Raw genomic sequence first — 15525 nt, 5'->3', positions numbered from 1 at the left:
CGTTAGGTGAGCGGCCACACGATCATCAGCAGCGGCACGGCAGCCAAAACCACGATGATCGACAATGGCAGCCCCAGCCGCGGGTAGTCACTGAAGCGATACCCGCCCGGACCCATCACCAGTGTGTTGCACTGGTGGCCGATCGGCGTCAGGAAATCGCACCCGGCGCCGATGGCCACCGCCATCAGGAAGGCATCTGGCCGGAAATGGAGCCCCGACGCGTAGCTCGCCGCAATGGGCGCCATCACCAGAACGGTCGCGGCGTTGTTGAGAAAGGGGGTGATCGCCATCGCCACCAGGATAATCAAGCCCAGGGCTCCCCAGCCTGGCAACAATTGGCCCACCTGCACCAAGCCTCCCGCGATCAGGTCGGTCGCTCCCGTTTCGCGCAGGGACTCAGACACCGGGATGAGGGCGGCCAGCATCACGAGGATCGGACCGTCCACTGCGCCGTAAACCTCGCGCGTCGGCACAACCTTGAACAGGACCATCGCCACGGCTGCTGCAAAGAAGGCGATGGCGACCGGAACGGTACCCGTGGCGGTCAGACCCATGGCACAAGCAAGGATCGCGAGCGGCACCAGCCCGCGGCGTACGCTGCCGAGCAAGATCGAGCGTTCTGCCAGCGGCAAGCAACCGAATTCGCGCAAAACGGCGGGCAACGCCTCGCGGTCGCCCTGCAGCACGAGCACATCCCCGATCCGGAAGCGGATGTCGCTCAAGCGCTCCTTGATGTGTTCGCCCTTGCGGCTCACGGCGAGCAGGTTGACGTTGAAGCGGTCGAACAAAGCGAGTTGCTTGGCCGACAGTCCGATCAGGATCGAGTTTTCGCTAATCACCGCTTCGATCGCGCCGATCTCGGTTTCTGCCTTGCCGGCCCGTACCTGCCGGTCACCCGTCACCGATAGAACTTCCTGCGCGACGAGCCGATCCAGCGCCTCCGGCTCACCTTCGAGGATAAGCATGTCGCCTTCGCGGAGTGTCACGTCCGGAAGCGGCGTCACTTTGACGGTTTTCTGGCGCAGGATCGAGGAGACAATCACATTGCCCTCGGCTGAATGCAGGAGATCCGCGACCGTCTTGCCGAGGAGAGCAGAACGCTCCGTGATCTGCGCTTCCGTGATGTAGTTCTTGATGTCGATGGCTTCGTGGATCGCCGCCGTTTCGCGCTGGCGTTGTGGCAGAAGCTTATAGCCGAACGCCAGAAAGGCGATGCCGATCAAGGCCAGTGCGGCACCAACAGGCGTGAAGTCGAACATCGTGAAGGGCTCGCCCCCGAGTTCTCCCCGCAGACGCGACACGATGATGTTGGGTGACGTGCCGATCTGCGTGGTCAGCCCGCCCAGCAATGATCCGAATGCCATCGGCATCAGAAACACGGAGGCTGAAACATTGCTGCGCTTGGCGAACTGAAAGGCGATCGGGATCATGATTGCCAGGGCGCCGATATTCTTCACGAAGCCCGACAACACGGTCACGACCGTGACAAGCAGCACCAGTTGCATGCGGACCGCGGTGATCTTGGGCAGGTAACGCTGAATCAACAGCTCGGTTATGCCCGATCGAGCGACGCCGGCGCTGACCACCAGCGCACTGCCCACAATGATCACGATGTCATCGGCGAATCCGGAGAAGGCCCGCTCAGGTTTGACGACCCCCACAGCGACCGCAACCAGAAGCGACACGACGGCGACGATGTCGTAGCGATATCGCCCCCAAACGAAAGCCGCCATCATGGCGAAGATGACGGCGAACGACAAACCCTGCTGCAATGTCATGTGGCTTGGTTACTCCCGCGCTTCAACGCAGGTTGCGACCAAATGTTCGCAGTGCACAAAAAGAAAACGACGGCTGATCAAGCCGTCGTCTCGAAAATTCTGGCTTCCCCGAAATCGCTAATCGCACTGGCGGCGAGGGCCACCGCCATAAGGTTGGTATGTGTTATCTTCGATCCGGTAGGATCGGTAGCGCTGCGAACAATCGCGAATATGGGCCTGTGACAAGGTAGCGGTTCCGGAAGCGCTTGTTGCAAAGGACGCCTGCTGGAAAACCGCCTCTTCCTCGTGAGCCGGTTCGATGCTTGCGCTCAATCTCGGCGCCGCCTCGGAGAGGTGGGGCGACACGCATTGCTGTTTTCCGCCGCTGTAAGGGCGATAGGTGTTGTCCGAGGGGCTGAACGAGCGATAGCGGCTCGAGCACCAGTCCAAATGCGCGGCGAGGAGCCTTTCATCCACGGTGGGTTCTTCTGCCACCGGTAGGGCCGACGTGACCATGTCATCGATGGCGTGGTTGTTGCGTTCGGAAGCGTCCGACCTTTCCTTCGCGGGGGGCAGGGACGCAAGCTGCTGCTCGGTGGCCGTCGCGCGCTGAAGTGTCGGATCCTCGCGATCAACACGCACCGGCTGGGAGGTCCAAAGACCGGTCGCACCCGCGTCGAAGGAATGCGTTTCCACCGGCTTGGCCGCCAGCAATGCTGTCGCCGCCACCGCTCCTGCTGTGAAGGTGCCGGCCGTCAAACAGAAACCGCCGAGGATCATCATCAAAGGTTTCATTGGGCCCCTTCCGTGCTTTTTGAGTCGTCTGCGAATTGCCTGCTTGGGCGAAACAATGCTGATGCCCCGTGCAGGTTCCGCCTAAATTTGAGACCGCATTTCAGCCGTGCCGCTTGAAAGGGGTTGGAGGTGTTCCCATATGGAGATTGCGAACGCGCATCCCACACAAGATGGTCGACGCGCGGAGCCCTCGCTGGATGTTCGACCACGGATGTACTGGCGTTTGGAAAGCGAGGAATGCTGGAGCCGTTGGGTGAAATCCCCAGCGGCTTTTTCGTTTGTTGGTGTCGTGTGCGTTCAGTCGCTCCTGGCGCCCGAGAACAGCGTTCCGTGTTTGCCTGGTTAGGCTGCCGCGATCTTGGTCATGAGCTTGCTGCGCATAACATCAGCGTAAGCCGACCCGTGTTTTTCCATGCCCGCCGCAGCTCCTTTTGCGTCGCGAGCCTCAATGGCTTTCAGCCGGGTCAAGTGGCTTCGGACGAAGAGCTGCATAGAGGGAGCCACCGAGCCGCGGCCCGGAAGCTGAACGGTTATAGAGCCGCCGCCGGAGCGCCCGGGACGCGTCGTGATGAGCCCTTCTGCTTCCAGCACGCGCAACACTTCGCGCACCGACCTGGGATCAAGAACGGGTTTTGCGGTCCATTTGGTGGTGATTCGCGGGGATTTCTCACAGTCACCGTGGCGGTCACTCGTCGCGCTATCTCATCCCGCCTATGGGTTATTTGTCTGAAATTCTCGCGTTGAAGCTAATGCCTTTGAAGTTGAAGCCTGTTCGTACCTCACCGTCGTCCTCGTCGAGTAGAACGTGCAGGAAGCACTGGAAGTCTCCGATCGAGCCTATGTACTAGACCATGGGCGGTTCGTGCGAAACGGGGCTTCCGCCGAACTTGTGGGCGATCCGGCCATTCAGGCCGCTTACATGGGGCTTTGACCATTTAATGGCAGGGCAGGCGTCGCGCTGATCACCGGCGGAGGAACGGGTGTCGGTGCGGCTGCGGCCGCGATGCTGGCGGAGCGCGGTTATCATGTGGCGGTGAATTACAGCCGCAGCGCTGCCGAAGCAGAAGCAACCGTGGCGGCGCTGAAAGAGGCCGGTGCCGATGCCCTCGCCATCCAGGGCAGCGTGGCCGATGACGCGGATTGCCGCCGCATGGTGTCGGAGGTCGTGGAACGCTGGGGTCGGCTGGACATCCTGATCAATTCGGCCGGAACCACGCAGTTCACCGCGCTCGCCAACCTCCAAGCGCAGAATTCCGAGGACTTTCACCGCGTCTTCGATGTCAATGTCGTCGGCACCTACCAGATGGTCCGCGCCGCATCCGAGCACCTGACGCGCAGCAACAAGGGCGCGGTGGTCAATATTTCGTCCATCGCTGGTCCGACCGGCAATGGCAGCTCGCTGGCCTACATCGCGTCCAAGGGCGCGCTGAACAGCATGACGCTCGCATTGGCGCGTCTGCTTGCACCGAAGGTGCGCGTCAATGCTGTGCTGCCGGGCATGATCAGTTCGCGCTGGATGAAGGACGGGCTTGGCAAGGAGGCATTTGCCGGCGTTGCGCGGGGCTTTGCCGAAGCCTCGGCGCTGGGCGACATCTCTTCACCGGAAGAGATCGCGGCCGGCGCCATCTTTCTTGCTTGCGACGCCACCAAGATGACAGGACAACTCATGACCATCGACGGCGGCTACACGCTTGGCCGCGCGGTCAAGCTTTCGCGATGACCAATTTGGACAGCGCAGGCATCGGCCAGCGCCAAAGCACCTGCAATCGCCACGAGATGTCCACGGTCTGCTTTACCGTGTCAACGGATCGACGGAACTCATCACAAGCAGGATCGCGCACATGAACAGGCCGGCAAACACGGCAAGGCGCAGAGCCGCGCCCTCCAGCCGCAGTTCCATGAAGAACCCGGCGATCAGAGCCGCCTTTGCAAGCGCAACCGCCGTGCTCACCACGGGACTCCAGCCGCCAAGCGGCAGGTAGCTGGCGCCCAGAGTGGTCGCCAGCAGCGCCAAAAGCGCGACGTAAACGGGGAGCAGGGCTCGTAAACCGGGCATCCGTGTCACCGCTGAAGGTAAAGCGCGGGATACAAAAAGATCCAGACGATATCCACGAGGTGCCAGTAAAGCGTCGGCACGACAATGGAGAGCTGGTCTTGCGGGAGCCGGATCGAGCGATGCCAGATCCGGAAAGCGGTGAACACGAAAAGGCCGATGCCGATCGTCAGGTGAACGGCATGCAGCCCTGTGGCCACAAGATAAATGTTCATGAAGAGGCGGCTGAGGGGTTCAACCAGCTGACCTCCGCCGCCGGGCACCGGCAGCATTCCGTCACCGTATTCAAGGCTATATTCGCCCGCCTTGATCACGAGAAACACCGCGCCCAGCGCCGCGGCGGCCAAAAGCAGCCGTTGCGTCAGTCGTTGGTCGCCATCCTTGGCGCTTTTTGCGGCCAGCGCAGCGGCAAGGCTCGAGGTCAAAAGCACGACGGTGTTGAGCGCCCCGATCCAGAGATGGAGCTCCTTGGACGCCTCCACCACCTCGTGCCCATGCACGATGCGGTAGAACACCAGGATCGTGAACAAGCCCCCAAACAGAAGAAATTCGCTGGCAAGAAAGATGCCCATGCCAAACAGGGTCGCATCATGCTCCTGTTTGGCAGGTGGAACGAGCGGCGGGCTGGCAGCAGCGCGGCTCATGACTGTTCTTCCTTCTCAACTTCGTAGTCATAGGGCTTCCGTGTCACCAGCGGAATGCGCTCGAAATTGTGCTTCGGCGGCGGTGAAGGAACCGTCCATTCCAGTCCAGTCACGTCCCACGGATTGGCGGAAGCGGGTGTTCCGTGACGCAAGGCGTAAAGCAGGTAGATCAGTGGAAAAAGATAGGCGAAGCCGAGAATGGTGGCGCCTGTCGACGAAAGAACGTGAAGCACCTGAAACTGCTGATCGTAGACATGGTAGCGCCGCGGCATGCCGAGGAAGCCGAGGATGAACTGCGGAAAGAAGGTGAGGTTGAAGCCGACAAAGATCATCACCGCCGTGACGCGCCCCCAGAAAACGGGGTAAAGCCGCCCGGTCATCTTTGGCCACCAGAAGTGGAGGGCGCCGAAATAGGCCGACACCGTTCCGCCCACCATGATGTAGTGGAAATGGGCCACCACGAAGTAGGTGTCGTGCACATGCACATCCACCGCGAGCATGGCGAGGATCAGCCCCGTCAGGCCACCGACCACGAACAAGCCGATAAAGCCCATCGCGAACAGGAAGGGCGGGTCGAGCGAAATGTGGCCTTTCCACAAGGTCGCGGTCCAGTTGTAGACCTTGATGCCGGACGGCACGGCGACCACCAGGCTTAGAAACGAGAACACGGCCCCGGCATACATCGACATGCCGGACACAAACATGTGGTGGGCCCAGACGAGGAAGCCGATCGCCGCAATGGCGATGGAGGAATAGGCCACGAACCAATAGCCGAACACCGGCTTGCGGGCGGCGGCTGCCACCAGCTCGCTTACGACGGCAAGGCCGGGCAGCACCATGATGTATACGGCCGGATGCGAGTAGAACCAGAACAGGTGCTGGTACAACAGTGGATCGCCGCCAAGCGCGGGATCGAAGATCCCCAGGCCGAACAGGCGCTCGGCTGCGATCAGTGCCAGTGTCACCGTCAGAACGGGCGTTGCCAGAACAAGGATCACGGAGGTCGCATAGTGCGACCATACAAATAGCGGCAGCCGACCCCAATGCATGCCCGGGGCCCGCATCGTATGGATGGTGACGATGAAGTTCAGCCCTGTCAGGATCGATGAAAAGCCAACAATGAAGACGGCCGTCGCCGCCATCACGACATTGCCTTGCGCAAACATCGAGGACAGCGGCGTGTAGAAGGTCCAGCCGGTGTCCACGCCGCCCGATACGAGCACCCAGAGCGTAAACAGGCCGCCGAGCCAGTAGATATACCACGACAGGAGATTGAGCCGCGGAAAGGCGAGGTCGCGCGCGCCGATCATCAGCGGGATCAGGAAATTGCCAAACACGTTGGGGATCGACGGGATCAGGAAGAACCACACCATGATCACGCCGTGCAGCGTGAAGGCGCGGTTATAGCCTTCGTTGGTGAGGAGATCGGCTTCCGGCGTGAGCAGATCCACCCGCATGATCGCCGCCGCCAAGCCGCCGATGAAAAAGAAGAAGGTCACCGAAACCAGATAAAGCAGGGCGATGCGCTTGTGGTCGGTGGTCAACAGCCAGGAGCGCAGCGTGTGGCCCGCACGCAGGTAGCTTTCGCGCTCATGTCGGGTTTCGCCCGCGGGCTCGTGTTCCAGACCGATGATCGAGCCATCTTCGCTGGTTTTACTCAGCGCGCTCAAGGGGCAGTTCCTTCTGGCGCGATGTTGGTGGGTATCGGGGCCGAGCGGCTATTATCTGTCGCCAGCGACTGGATATAGGCGGTCAGCGCGATCAGGTCGGACTCGGTTGCGACGTTCGCGAAGGTCGGCATGATCGGGGCATAGCCGGCGGCCACCTGTGCGTTCGGCAGCAGGATCGAGTCGCGGATATACTGCGCGTCAGCAATGACGGCGGTGCCGTTGTTCAACGCCACGGGTTGGCCATAGATGCCGGCGAGCGACGGCGCTCGGACGCTCGAATGCGGCTCATGGCAGCCGGAACAGCCGAAGCGCCGAAACAGGGCAGCGCCCTGGGCGGCCAGCGTGCTGTCGGTGGCAGATGTTTCCAGCCACAGCGAAAAGCCGTCGGGCTCCTGCACCACGATGCTGCCGCCCATCACCGAGTGGTCGGTGCCGCAAAATTCGGCGCAGGTCATCCGGTAGGTGCCGGGCTTGTCGGCATTGAACCAGAGCGTCGTGTAGCGGCCGGGGAGCACATCCTGCTTGATGCGGAGAACCGGCAGGTACAAGGAATGGATGACATCCTGCGAGATCATGTTGAGCTTGATGTTGGTGCCGGTCGGCACATGCAACTCGTTGATCTCGCCTTGGCCGCCTGCGTGCTGGAACTTCCACATCCACTGCTTGGCAACGACCTCGATTTCCAGCGCGTCGGCAGGCGGACGATGCAACCCGAAATACAGCTGGGTCGACCAGACATAGAAGATCAGGATCAGCAGAAACGGGATCACCGCCCACGATGTTTCCACCCACACATTTCGGTTCATGGGATGGGAGCGGTCCGCCGGCTTGCCGCGCCGGTACTTGATCGCAAAGGCGATGATCAAAAGGAAAACTGGCGCGGAAAGAACGATGATCAGCGCTGAAAAAGCCAGCACCAGTCGGTCCACGGAAGCGGCATAGGCGGAGGCCTGTTCGGGCCAGAAGGGAAGAAAGCCGCTCAAGGCGCGTCGCTCCGGACGGTCTTGCGTTCGCGCCGAAGCGCCACGCCGATGAAGCCGAACAGCAAGGCTGCCGAAACGACCCCGCCGGTTCGCAGGATCGTCCAGATCGTGGACCCATATTGGCCGGTCACCGGGTCGTAATGGTAGCAAAGCAGCAGCAGCTGGTCAGCGAAGGAGCCGACCTGGCCATCGCCGGCTTCTGTCAGCGCCAGGCGCAGGTCGGTGGGATCGGGCGCCAAGCCGTAAAGCCAGCGCGACAGGCGTCCGTCAGGCGTCAAGACCGCCGTGGCCGCGAGATGTGCGTATTGGTCTGCATCCGGGTTGAAGGCGTAGCGGAATCCCATGGCATAGGTCACCGCGCGGATCGTGCCCTCCGCGCCGGTCAGCGCGTGAATGCCGCCCGATTCGACGAGCTGCCTTGCCGAGCGCCCGAGCTCGTCGAGATTGCGTTGGGCGGCCGCGGGCTGTTCACGAGGGTCGATGCCGAAAGCAACCAGGGTGAAATCGCGCCCGGGAACAAACCGGATCTGCTCGATGGAATCAGCCACGCCGCGTAGGGTCGTGCCGCAGATGTTGGGGCAATCATGCACAACGGGGACCAGCACGAGCGGCTTGCCTTCGGAGAGTTCCCGCAGCGTGATCGGTGTGCCGGATGCTTGCAAGAAGGTGCCGTCGAGGGGAACCGACGCGCCTGCACGATTGTCGATCCCCGTGGCCGCGAAAGGATCAAACAGGGCCAATGCCGGTGCTGCGGCGAAAAGGCTGAGCAGGAGAGCAAGCCACCTCATGGGGTCGCTTCCCCATCGGGCCAGCCTTGCTCGGCAAGGATTTCCATGGCGCGGTCGATCGGCACCTGCGCATAAGCGTGGGTGTTGTCGGCCCAGTGGTAACGTGCAAGCTCGGCCAGCGCACGCGCTTCAATTGCGGCACGCTCTCCGTTGCGTGTGGTTTGCAGATCCGGTCCGACGGTGGGTTGCTCAAGGCGTTGGATCGGCTCGGCGGGGGCTATGGGATGGAGCCAGCCGAAGATCGCAAAAAGGCCGGAAACGACGCCGACCGCGACAGCGATGCCTGCAAAAACACCGCCAGCCGCTATCAGCACTTTTCGCGCCGGCAGTTGGTCCGGTTCGTAATGCGCGTGTGGCGCGCCTTGCGCTTGCGAACCTTGCGGTTCGGCTTTGGCGACCTCCGTCATGCAGCCCCCTTGTGCCTGATCGACCAGACGCTCGAAGCGGCACAGCCAAACACGCCTGCCGCCAGCAAGGCAGCCAACATGGCCAGGGTCTGGCGGGTTTCACCGGGCACAACCAGCCAAAGGGCTTCCAGCGCGGACCCCGCCAAAACAACGCAACACAAGCCGCTGATCCAGCCAACACCGCGCCGGACCGGACCAAATAACAACAACAGCAAGGGCAGGAGATGGAGCGCCACCATCATCATTTCGATCAAGCCCCAGGCGCCGACCGCGCGCCGTTCGTACCAGTGCACGCCAAAGGGCAGGTTGTCCGACCAGGTGATGAAATATTGCATGAACCCGAAATAGGCCCAACTCAGCAGCGCCGCCAAAAGCAGGCTGCCCAGGATCTCCGGCCGCTTCATGGGAGTGCCCAAAACCAGTGCCAGAAGGATGCTGACGCAAAGTGCGTTAAGGAAAAAGCTCGCCAGCACCGTCAGGGCAAAGCCCGAAAAATGCGCTTCCGGATCCAGAAACAGGAACCAGTCGACGGCGATCGGAATAAAAAACAGGATGAGCAGGATCAGTCCGGTGACCACAACGGACGGGCTCGCTTTGTTTTTTTGCAGGATCAAGCCGTACCCGGCGGCAAACAGCCAGAACAGAATGGCGCGCGTGCCCCAGAAAAACGGCATCATCCAGACCTCGCGGAACGCGCCTTTGCCCCCCGATGCCTCCCAAGGATAAAGCCAACCAGCGCCGATCAGGATCGGCAGGAACAGCAGCGCCGCGAACGGGGTGAATGCCGCAACACGTTGCGCACTTGGCTCCAGTTCCTCGTCCCATAGGCCGGGAATAAGCTGCATCATGGCGCAAAGAACCAGCGTGCCGACCGCGCTTCCGCTCACCAGAAACACAACGGCGAGCCAGCCGCGCAAAAAGGCACTCGGCCAGATCACCGCCAGCACGCACCACAAGGCCGCACCGGCCAGGGCAAGCCAACCGAGGCGCGGCAGCCGAAAGGGCATGCGGGCGACCTCAGCTGCCATTGCCGCCTCCAAGCGCCTGACGGTCGGCGTTGCTGAGCGCATCCGCCGGTGCGCGGCGCGCCAGCTGCAAGGCGCGGACATAAGCGGCGATGGCCCAGCGATCGGCCGGCTCCACCCGCGCGGCATAGGAATACATCACGCCATGACCGTAGGTGATCACATCGACGAAGTAGGCGCTGTTGGCTGCAACGAGGCGCGGTTCGTGAAAGCTCGGCGGTTGCGGAAAGCCTCGCGCCGGCACTGTTCCATGACCATCCCCCGCCAGGTCATGGCACGGCACGCAGTTGATGGCGTAGCGTTCCTGGCCGCGTTGCAGAAGGGCTGCCGACATCGGAGGCCGCGTTGTTAGGGCAGCCAGGCGGGCGGGCGCATCCTGGGCCACAGTGCCTTCGGGCGCGCTTTGCAGCGACTTGCCGTCGGCAAACAGCCGGCTCGGCTCGGAACTGTCATAGCGCGGTTGGCGGCCCATCTCGTTGCAGCCGGACAGAAGCACGCCGGCGAGAAGAGCAACCGACCACGGCCTCATTGCGGTTCCTCCGCATGCTCGATGGTCTGGATACCAGATGCACCGGACGCATCGAAAAAGCCGCGCACGCTTTGCTCGTCGAATTTCGGATCGTTGCCGAACACGATCAGAAAGAAGCGATCCTTGCCGCCGAATCCGAAATGCTCGGCATCGAACACGGGATGGTTCAGGCGCGGCAATCGGTTCAGAACAAGCATGCCGAAGATGCCGGCGAGCACCGCGCCCAGCACCATCATCTCGAAGGTTATCAGCATAAAGGCTTGCGGCGCCACGAGGGGCCGGCTGCCGACGATGATGGGATAGGCGAGGTTGGTGTAGACCTGAAGACCATAGCCACCGGCGGCACCCAGAACGCCGCCCGCCAGCGTCAGCCAAAGAACGCGGTTGTCCTTGACCTCAAGCGCTTTCCAAACGTCTTCAACCGGAAAGGGCGTGTAGGCGTCAATCTGCCGGTAGCCTGCTTCACGCGCAGCCTTCGTGGCGTCGATCAATGCTTCGGCGGTCGGAAATTCCGCCAGAACGCCGAAGGTCTCGTGCTCGGTTGCGTTGGGTTCAAGCATGAACGCTGGCCCCTCCCGCTTTGCCTTTCCGCTCGCCCCGATCCTCGAACAGCGCTTCCTTGATTTCAAAGGCCGAGATCATCGGCAGGTAGCGCACGAAAAGGAGGAACGGCGTGAAGAAGACGCCGAGCATGCCGGCAAATAGCGACCATTCCCAGAAGCTTGCGTGGTATTCGCCGTAAGACGATACGAGGTAATCGCGGTAAAGCGTGGTGACGAGAAGCATGTAGCGCTCGAGCCACATGCCGACCACGACGCAGCCGCCGACAACAAACAGCACCACCGGCTTTTGCCGCACCGCTTTCCACCAAAGGAGTTGTAGCGGCACGAAGTTGAGGATCACGGCGCCCCAATAGCTCCAGGCATATTGCCCGCTAAGGCGATCCACCAGCGTTTGCACATCATAGTCTTCGCCGGAATACAGCGCGTCAAACGCTTCCGCGACATAGCCGAAGCTGGTCATCAACCCGCATGCAAGCAGGAGCTTGGCGAGGAGATCGAGATGGCGATCGGTCACGACGTCATGCAGGCCGAAGGCGTGACGAAGCACGATCGCAATCATCGACACCACGGCAAAGCCGGAAAACGCTGCGCCCATGACGAAATAGGGCGGGAATACGGTTGAGGTCCAGCCGGCAATCGGGCCGGCCGCGAACAGGAGCGAGATTTCAGAGTGAACGGAGACCACCAGCGGCACAGCAATGGCCGCGGTGACGCGGTAGGCCTGGTTCCAGCGTTGCCAATGGCGGGCCGAACCGCGCCAGCCCAGCGCGAAGATGCCATAAAGAACCTGGCCGCGCCGCTTCTTTGATCGGTCGCGCATGGTCGCCAGGTCGGGCACGATCCCGATATACCAAAAGAGCAGGGACACGATTAGGTAGGTCAGGACCGCAAAGAAGTCCCAAGTCAGCGGGCTCTTGAACTGCGGCCACAGGTCCATCGTGTTGGGATAAGGCGCCATCCAGTAAAAGCGCCAGTAACGCCCGAGATGCAGGATCGGGTAAAGCCCTGCGCAGATCACCGCCACCAGCGTCATGGCTTCGGCGAAGCGGTTCAGCGCGTTGCGCCAATGCTCGTTCAGGATCAGGAGCATGGCCGAAATGAGGGTTCCGGCGTGACCGATGCCCACGAAGAAGATGTAGTTGGAGATCGCGAGGCCCCAGTTCACGGGGATGTTGTTGCCCCACATGCCGACGCCGTTGCGAAACAAAACGAAGGCCGACACGGCAAACAAAGCGAGCAGGCAAAGCGATGCGGCAAAACAAACGAGCCACACGCGTTCCGGCGGGAACCTCTGCGGGATGCGCGTGATTTCGCGGGTGATGTGCTCGCCGCGTTCAAGGCGTTGCGTCCCTTCCGCGCCTTGGGTCTCCTGCGCCATCAGCTCTTGATCTCCGATGGAGGCGCAGGTTCTGCCCGATCCGAGATCTTGGCGAGGTAGGTGGTGCGCGGGCGTGTGTTCAACTCGCCCAGAAGCGCGTAATTGCGCGCCTGCGCCTTTTGGCGGGAAACGACCGTGTCGGGATCAAGAACATTGCCGAAGGTGATGGCCGTGGTCGGGCATGCCGCCTGGCAGGCGGTGACGACCTCGCCATCGGCAATCGGGCGTCCTTCCTTCTGCGCTTCGATGCGGGTGTTGGCGATGCGCTGGATGCAATAGGTGCATTTTTCCATCACGCCGCGCTGGCGCACCGTGACTTCCGGGTTGCGCATCGCCTGGAGCGATTCAGGGTCTTCTTGCGTGAAGTCGAACCAGTTGAAGCGCCGCACCTTGTAGGGGCAGAAGGACGAGCAGGTGCGCGTTCCGATGCAGCGGTTGTAAACCTGCAGGTTGAGCCCGTCATAGGAATGGACGGCGGCATTCACTGGGCAGCCCATTTCGCAGGGCGCTTGTTCGCAATGCATGCAGGGCACGGGCTGGAACGCCATGTCCGGCTCCTGCACCGGGCCTTCATGGTAGTGATCGACGCGCAGCCAGTGCATTTCGCGCCCTTGCGCCACCAGTTCCTTCCCGACAACGGGAATGTTGTTTTCCGACTGGCAGGCGATCACGCAGGCGTTGCAGCCGATGCATACATCGAGATCGATGGCCATGCCCCAGGAAGGTGAACTCCAATCGGGTTCCGGATAAAAGCTCGGATGCTCTTCCAGCATTGGCTCGAGATCGGGGAGATCCTCGCGCTTCACCGACCGAACGAAGTCATGGCCATGCATCGCGTGGTGCGGCTGCGTCGTCGCTACCGGCATCTGTTCGCCTGTTGGGCGCAGTTCGACACCCGAAACCACAGTTTTTCCGTTTGCCGGGAGAAGCTGCATGGGGTCGATGCCATAGCCTTCGGCGAGGCCTCCGCTGCGGCCGCCGCCAGCAAAGATGACGACCGTCGCGGGGTCCTGGCCCGGAACGATCCAGACCGGCCCGCGCAGCGATCGACCATCAACCAAAACTTCCACCGCGTCTTCATTGGCAAGACCGCGGTCGGCCGCCAAAGCGGGACTGACCAGCACGGCATTCCCCCAGGTGATCTTGGTGATCGGCTTGGGCAGTTCCTGCAGCCAGGCGATTTCGGAATAGCGCCCATCCCAGATCGTCGGATCCGGCCGCACGAGAAGCGTCAAACCGCTGGCAAAGGCGGGTTCAGCCGCTTCTGCAGTTGAAGCCGCGGCGCGCGATTGAACGGCCGGTACCACCGTCGGCTCCGCGGTGTCATCGACAAAGCCGTCAAGCAGCGCTTGCGCCCAGCGCTCTTCGAAGTTGACGCCCCAATCCGCACGCCAGCTTTGTTGCACGATCGCGCGCGCAGGCGTGTTCTGGTGTCCAGCGAGCGTGTTCTGGTGTCCAGCGAGATTGTCGAGGATTTCGTGCTGTGAGCGCACGGACCAGAACGGCTTCACCAGCGGCTGGACCACCGTCACCGTCCCGTCAGGCGCGCGCAGATCCGTCCAGCTTTCCAGGGGATGCTCGATCGGCAGGTGCCAATGCGAAAGTGCTGCCGTTTCGTCGGCATAAAGGCCGGCATGCACCGCGGCCTCCACGTTCGCCAGCGCCGCGCCAAACTCGAGTGCGGCAGGTGTCGTGGCCAGGGGATCGGTGTCGAGCATGACAAGTGTGGACACGCGCCCTTGCAGCATCTCCTCGACGAGCACTTGCAGCGAACGGTTGCCCTCCGGTGCCAAGGCAGCCACCGGTGTGCGGAAGCTGATCGTGCGGCCCCAGTTGCCCAACGCCTCGTTGATCAGCAGCCCTAGCGCCTGCACTTCGGTAGGCTGAGTATGCCCCACGAGAACGAGGCTTGTTCCGCGGCTTGCCTGCAGACGTGCGTGAACCTCGTCGAGCCAGGCTGCTTCCTGACCCTCAAGGATCGGTGGGCTTTCGACAAGCCCCAGGCGCGCGGCCAAGCCCCGGACAAGCAGCGCAACCTTGTCGTGGTGTGCAATCAGGCGCTGTGTGGCTGTGACCCCAGTTAGCGTTGGCAAGGGCTCGGCAACCGCCATCCAGCTTTCACCCTGGCCCTGCTGCATTGCCCTGCGCTTGTCCGACCAGTCGCGGGCATGCCGCACCTGCCACGGGCCGGGTCCGAGAAAGTCATCGTCCAGCGCTACAATCACGTCCGCCCGGTCGGGCCGCAGATGTCGGTCAAGCGGGCGCCCGAATACGGCGCTCGTCGCATCATGCGCTTCGTCGGCGGAAAAGGGCTCGTGCGTATGCCACCGCGCGTTCGGCCAGCGCTGCAACAGGTTGGCCATCTGGCGCCGCAAGGTAGGCGACGTTACCCGGCCGGTCAGGAAACGCAGACCGTTACCTCCATTCCGGTCGAGCCTGGCTGCTTCCTCTACGCTCCAGCGCTCCCACCGGGTCCAACTGCCGGGCTGGCCGAGATAACGCGGCGCTTGGCTGCGGTGGGGATCATAAAGCCCAAGCAGGGCCGCTTGCGTGAAGGGGTCGATCGCCCCGCGGGTCGCTTGATCGCGCGCATTGCCTTCGAGCTTCACTGGCCGGCCGGAATAGGTCTTGCCGAACACCGGCTGTGCGTAACCGGCAAAGGACGTCGCCGTGGCGTACCAACGCGCGATGCCCGGTGTCTCGCCTTCAGGCTGCTCCACGTAAGGCATGGCCGTTTCATCGGCCTGCGAGGTGCAGCCGGCCACGCCTGCCAGCGCGAGGGAGGCTCCCATCGCCTTCAACAGGGAACGGCGGTTGATGCCAGTCGCATCGGGTGCCAAAGCGGGAAACTCGGCGCTCAAACGCGCAATCATGCTGCGCTCTTCGGCGAAGTCCTGCAAAACGGAACGGGGAGCGGCTTGCTTCTTTTGCAC

Annotated in this window: 15 protein-coding genes; 2 read left to right on the top strand and 13 right to left on the bottom strand. The window is 62.1% G+C overall.

Annotated elements, in window-relative coordinates; genetic code table 11:
• Window positions 1–2 precede the first annotated feature (2 nt).
• Window positions 3–1778 carry an SLC13 family permease gene (locus J5Y06_RS12755; protein WP_209335517.1) on the bottom strand — a complete coding sequence of 592 codons (1776 nt, stop codon included), beginning with the start codon at window positions 1776–1778 and terminating at the stop codon, window positions 3–5.
• 117 nt (window positions 1779–1895) lie between these two features.
• Entirely contained in the window at window positions 1896–2552 is a 657-nt protein-coding gene (locus J5Y06_RS12750) for a BA14K family protein (RefSeq protein WP_209335582.1), read from the bottom strand.
• Between the two features lie 805 nt (window positions 2553–3357).
• On the opposite strand from J5Y06_RS12750, the gene J5Y06_RS23305 reads away from it, so the two are divergent.
• Together J5Y06_RS23305 and J5Y06_RS12745 are read left to right on the top strand one after the other, a co-directional pair.
• The gene (locus J5Y06_RS23305; RefSeq protein WP_280819035.1) at window positions 3358–3483 is read left to right on the top strand and encodes a hypothetical protein; all 126 of its coding nucleotides are present in this window, start codon (window positions 3358–3360) and stop codon (window positions 3481–3483) included.
• Between the two features lie 27 nt (window positions 3484–3510).
• Window positions 3511–4272 (top strand): SDR family NAD(P)-dependent oxidoreductase, encoded by a 762-nt coding sequence (locus J5Y06_RS12745; RefSeq protein ID WP_209335581.1) that lies wholly within the window; start codon window positions 3511–3513, stop codon window positions 4270–4272.
• 72 nt (window positions 4273–4344) lie between these two features.
• Here J5Y06_RS12745 and J5Y06_RS12740 read toward each other — a convergent pair whose 3' ends face one another.
• The 11 genes from J5Y06_RS12740 to J5Y06_RS12690 are packed head-to-tail and all read right to left on the bottom strand — an operon-like array spanning window position 4345 to window position 15525.
• The gene (locus tag J5Y06_RS12740; protein ID WP_209335516.1) at window positions 4345–4608 is read right to left on the bottom strand and encodes a cytochrome C oxidase subunit IV family protein; all 264 of its coding nucleotides are present in this window, start codon (window positions 4606–4608) and stop codon (window positions 4345–4347) included.
• Window positions 4609–4613: 5 nt separating this feature from the next.
• Entirely contained in the window at window positions 4614–5249 is a 636-nt protein-coding gene (locus J5Y06_RS12735) for a cytochrome c oxidase subunit 3 (RefSeq protein WP_209335515.1), read from the bottom strand.
• A complete protein-coding gene (locus J5Y06_RS12730; protein WP_385931813.1) occupies window positions 5246–6910 on the bottom strand; it encodes a cytochrome c oxidase subunit I in 1665 nt (554 codons plus the stop codon). The genes J5Y06_RS12735 and J5Y06_RS12730 overlap by 4 nt, the downstream gene beginning before the upstream one ends.
• Before the next feature lie 5 nt (window positions 6911–6915).
• Entirely contained in the window at window positions 6916–7902 is a 987-nt protein-coding gene (gene coxB / locus J5Y06_RS12725) for a cytochrome c oxidase subunit II (RefSeq protein ID WP_209335514.1), read from the bottom strand.
• Window positions 7899–8690, bottom strand: coding sequence for an SCO family protein (locus tag J5Y06_RS12720; protein ID WP_209335513.1), 792 nt, complete (start codon window positions 8688–8690; stop codon window positions 7899–7901). The genes coxB and J5Y06_RS12720 overlap by 4 nt, the downstream gene beginning before the upstream one ends.
• Entirely contained in the window at window positions 8687–9097 is a 411-nt protein-coding gene (locus J5Y06_RS12715) for a hypothetical protein (protein ID WP_209335512.1), read from the bottom strand. Before J5Y06_RS12715 ends, J5Y06_RS12720 begins: the two co-directional genes overlap by 4 nt.
• Window positions 9094–10125, bottom strand: a complete 1032-nt coding sequence (locus J5Y06_RS12710) for a hypothetical protein (protein ID WP_209335511.1) — start codon at window positions 10123–10125, stop codon at window positions 9094–9096. The genes J5Y06_RS12715 and J5Y06_RS12710 overlap by 4 nt, the downstream gene beginning before the upstream one ends.
• Window positions 10115–10651, bottom strand: coding sequence for a c-type cytochrome (locus J5Y06_RS12705; protein ID WP_209335510.1), 537 nt, complete (start codon window positions 10649–10651; stop codon window positions 10115–10117). Before J5Y06_RS12705 ends, J5Y06_RS12710 begins: the two co-directional genes overlap by 11 nt.
• Window positions 10648–11211 carry a DUF3341 domain-containing protein gene (locus J5Y06_RS12700; protein ID WP_209335509.1) on the bottom strand — a complete coding sequence of 188 codons (564 nt, stop codon included), beginning with the start codon at window positions 11209–11211 and terminating at the stop codon, window positions 10648–10650. The genes J5Y06_RS12705 and J5Y06_RS12700 overlap by 4 nt, the downstream gene beginning before the upstream one ends.
• Window positions 11204–12592, bottom strand: coding sequence for an NrfD/PsrC family molybdoenzyme membrane anchor subunit (gene nrfD / locus J5Y06_RS12695; RefSeq protein WP_209335508.1), 1389 nt, complete (start codon window positions 12590–12592; stop codon window positions 11204–11206). Before nrfD ends, J5Y06_RS12700 begins: the two co-directional genes overlap by 8 nt.
• Window positions 12592–15525: a 4Fe-4S dicluster domain-containing protein gene (locus J5Y06_RS12690; protein WP_342453419.1), complete on the bottom strand. Its 2934-nt coding sequence runs from the start codon at window positions 15523–15525 to the stop codon at window positions 12592–12594. Before J5Y06_RS12690 ends, nrfD begins: the two co-directional genes overlap by 1 nt.

It is taken from the genome of Tianweitania sediminis (assembly GCF_017813335.1).
Classification (GTDB): Bacteria; Pseudomonadota; Alphaproteobacteria; order Rhizobiales; family Rhizobiaceae; genus Tianweitania; species Tianweitania sediminis.
The sequence above is the reverse complement of the archived record's forward strand: the minus strand, read 5'-3'. Positions and strand labels throughout refer to the sequence as shown.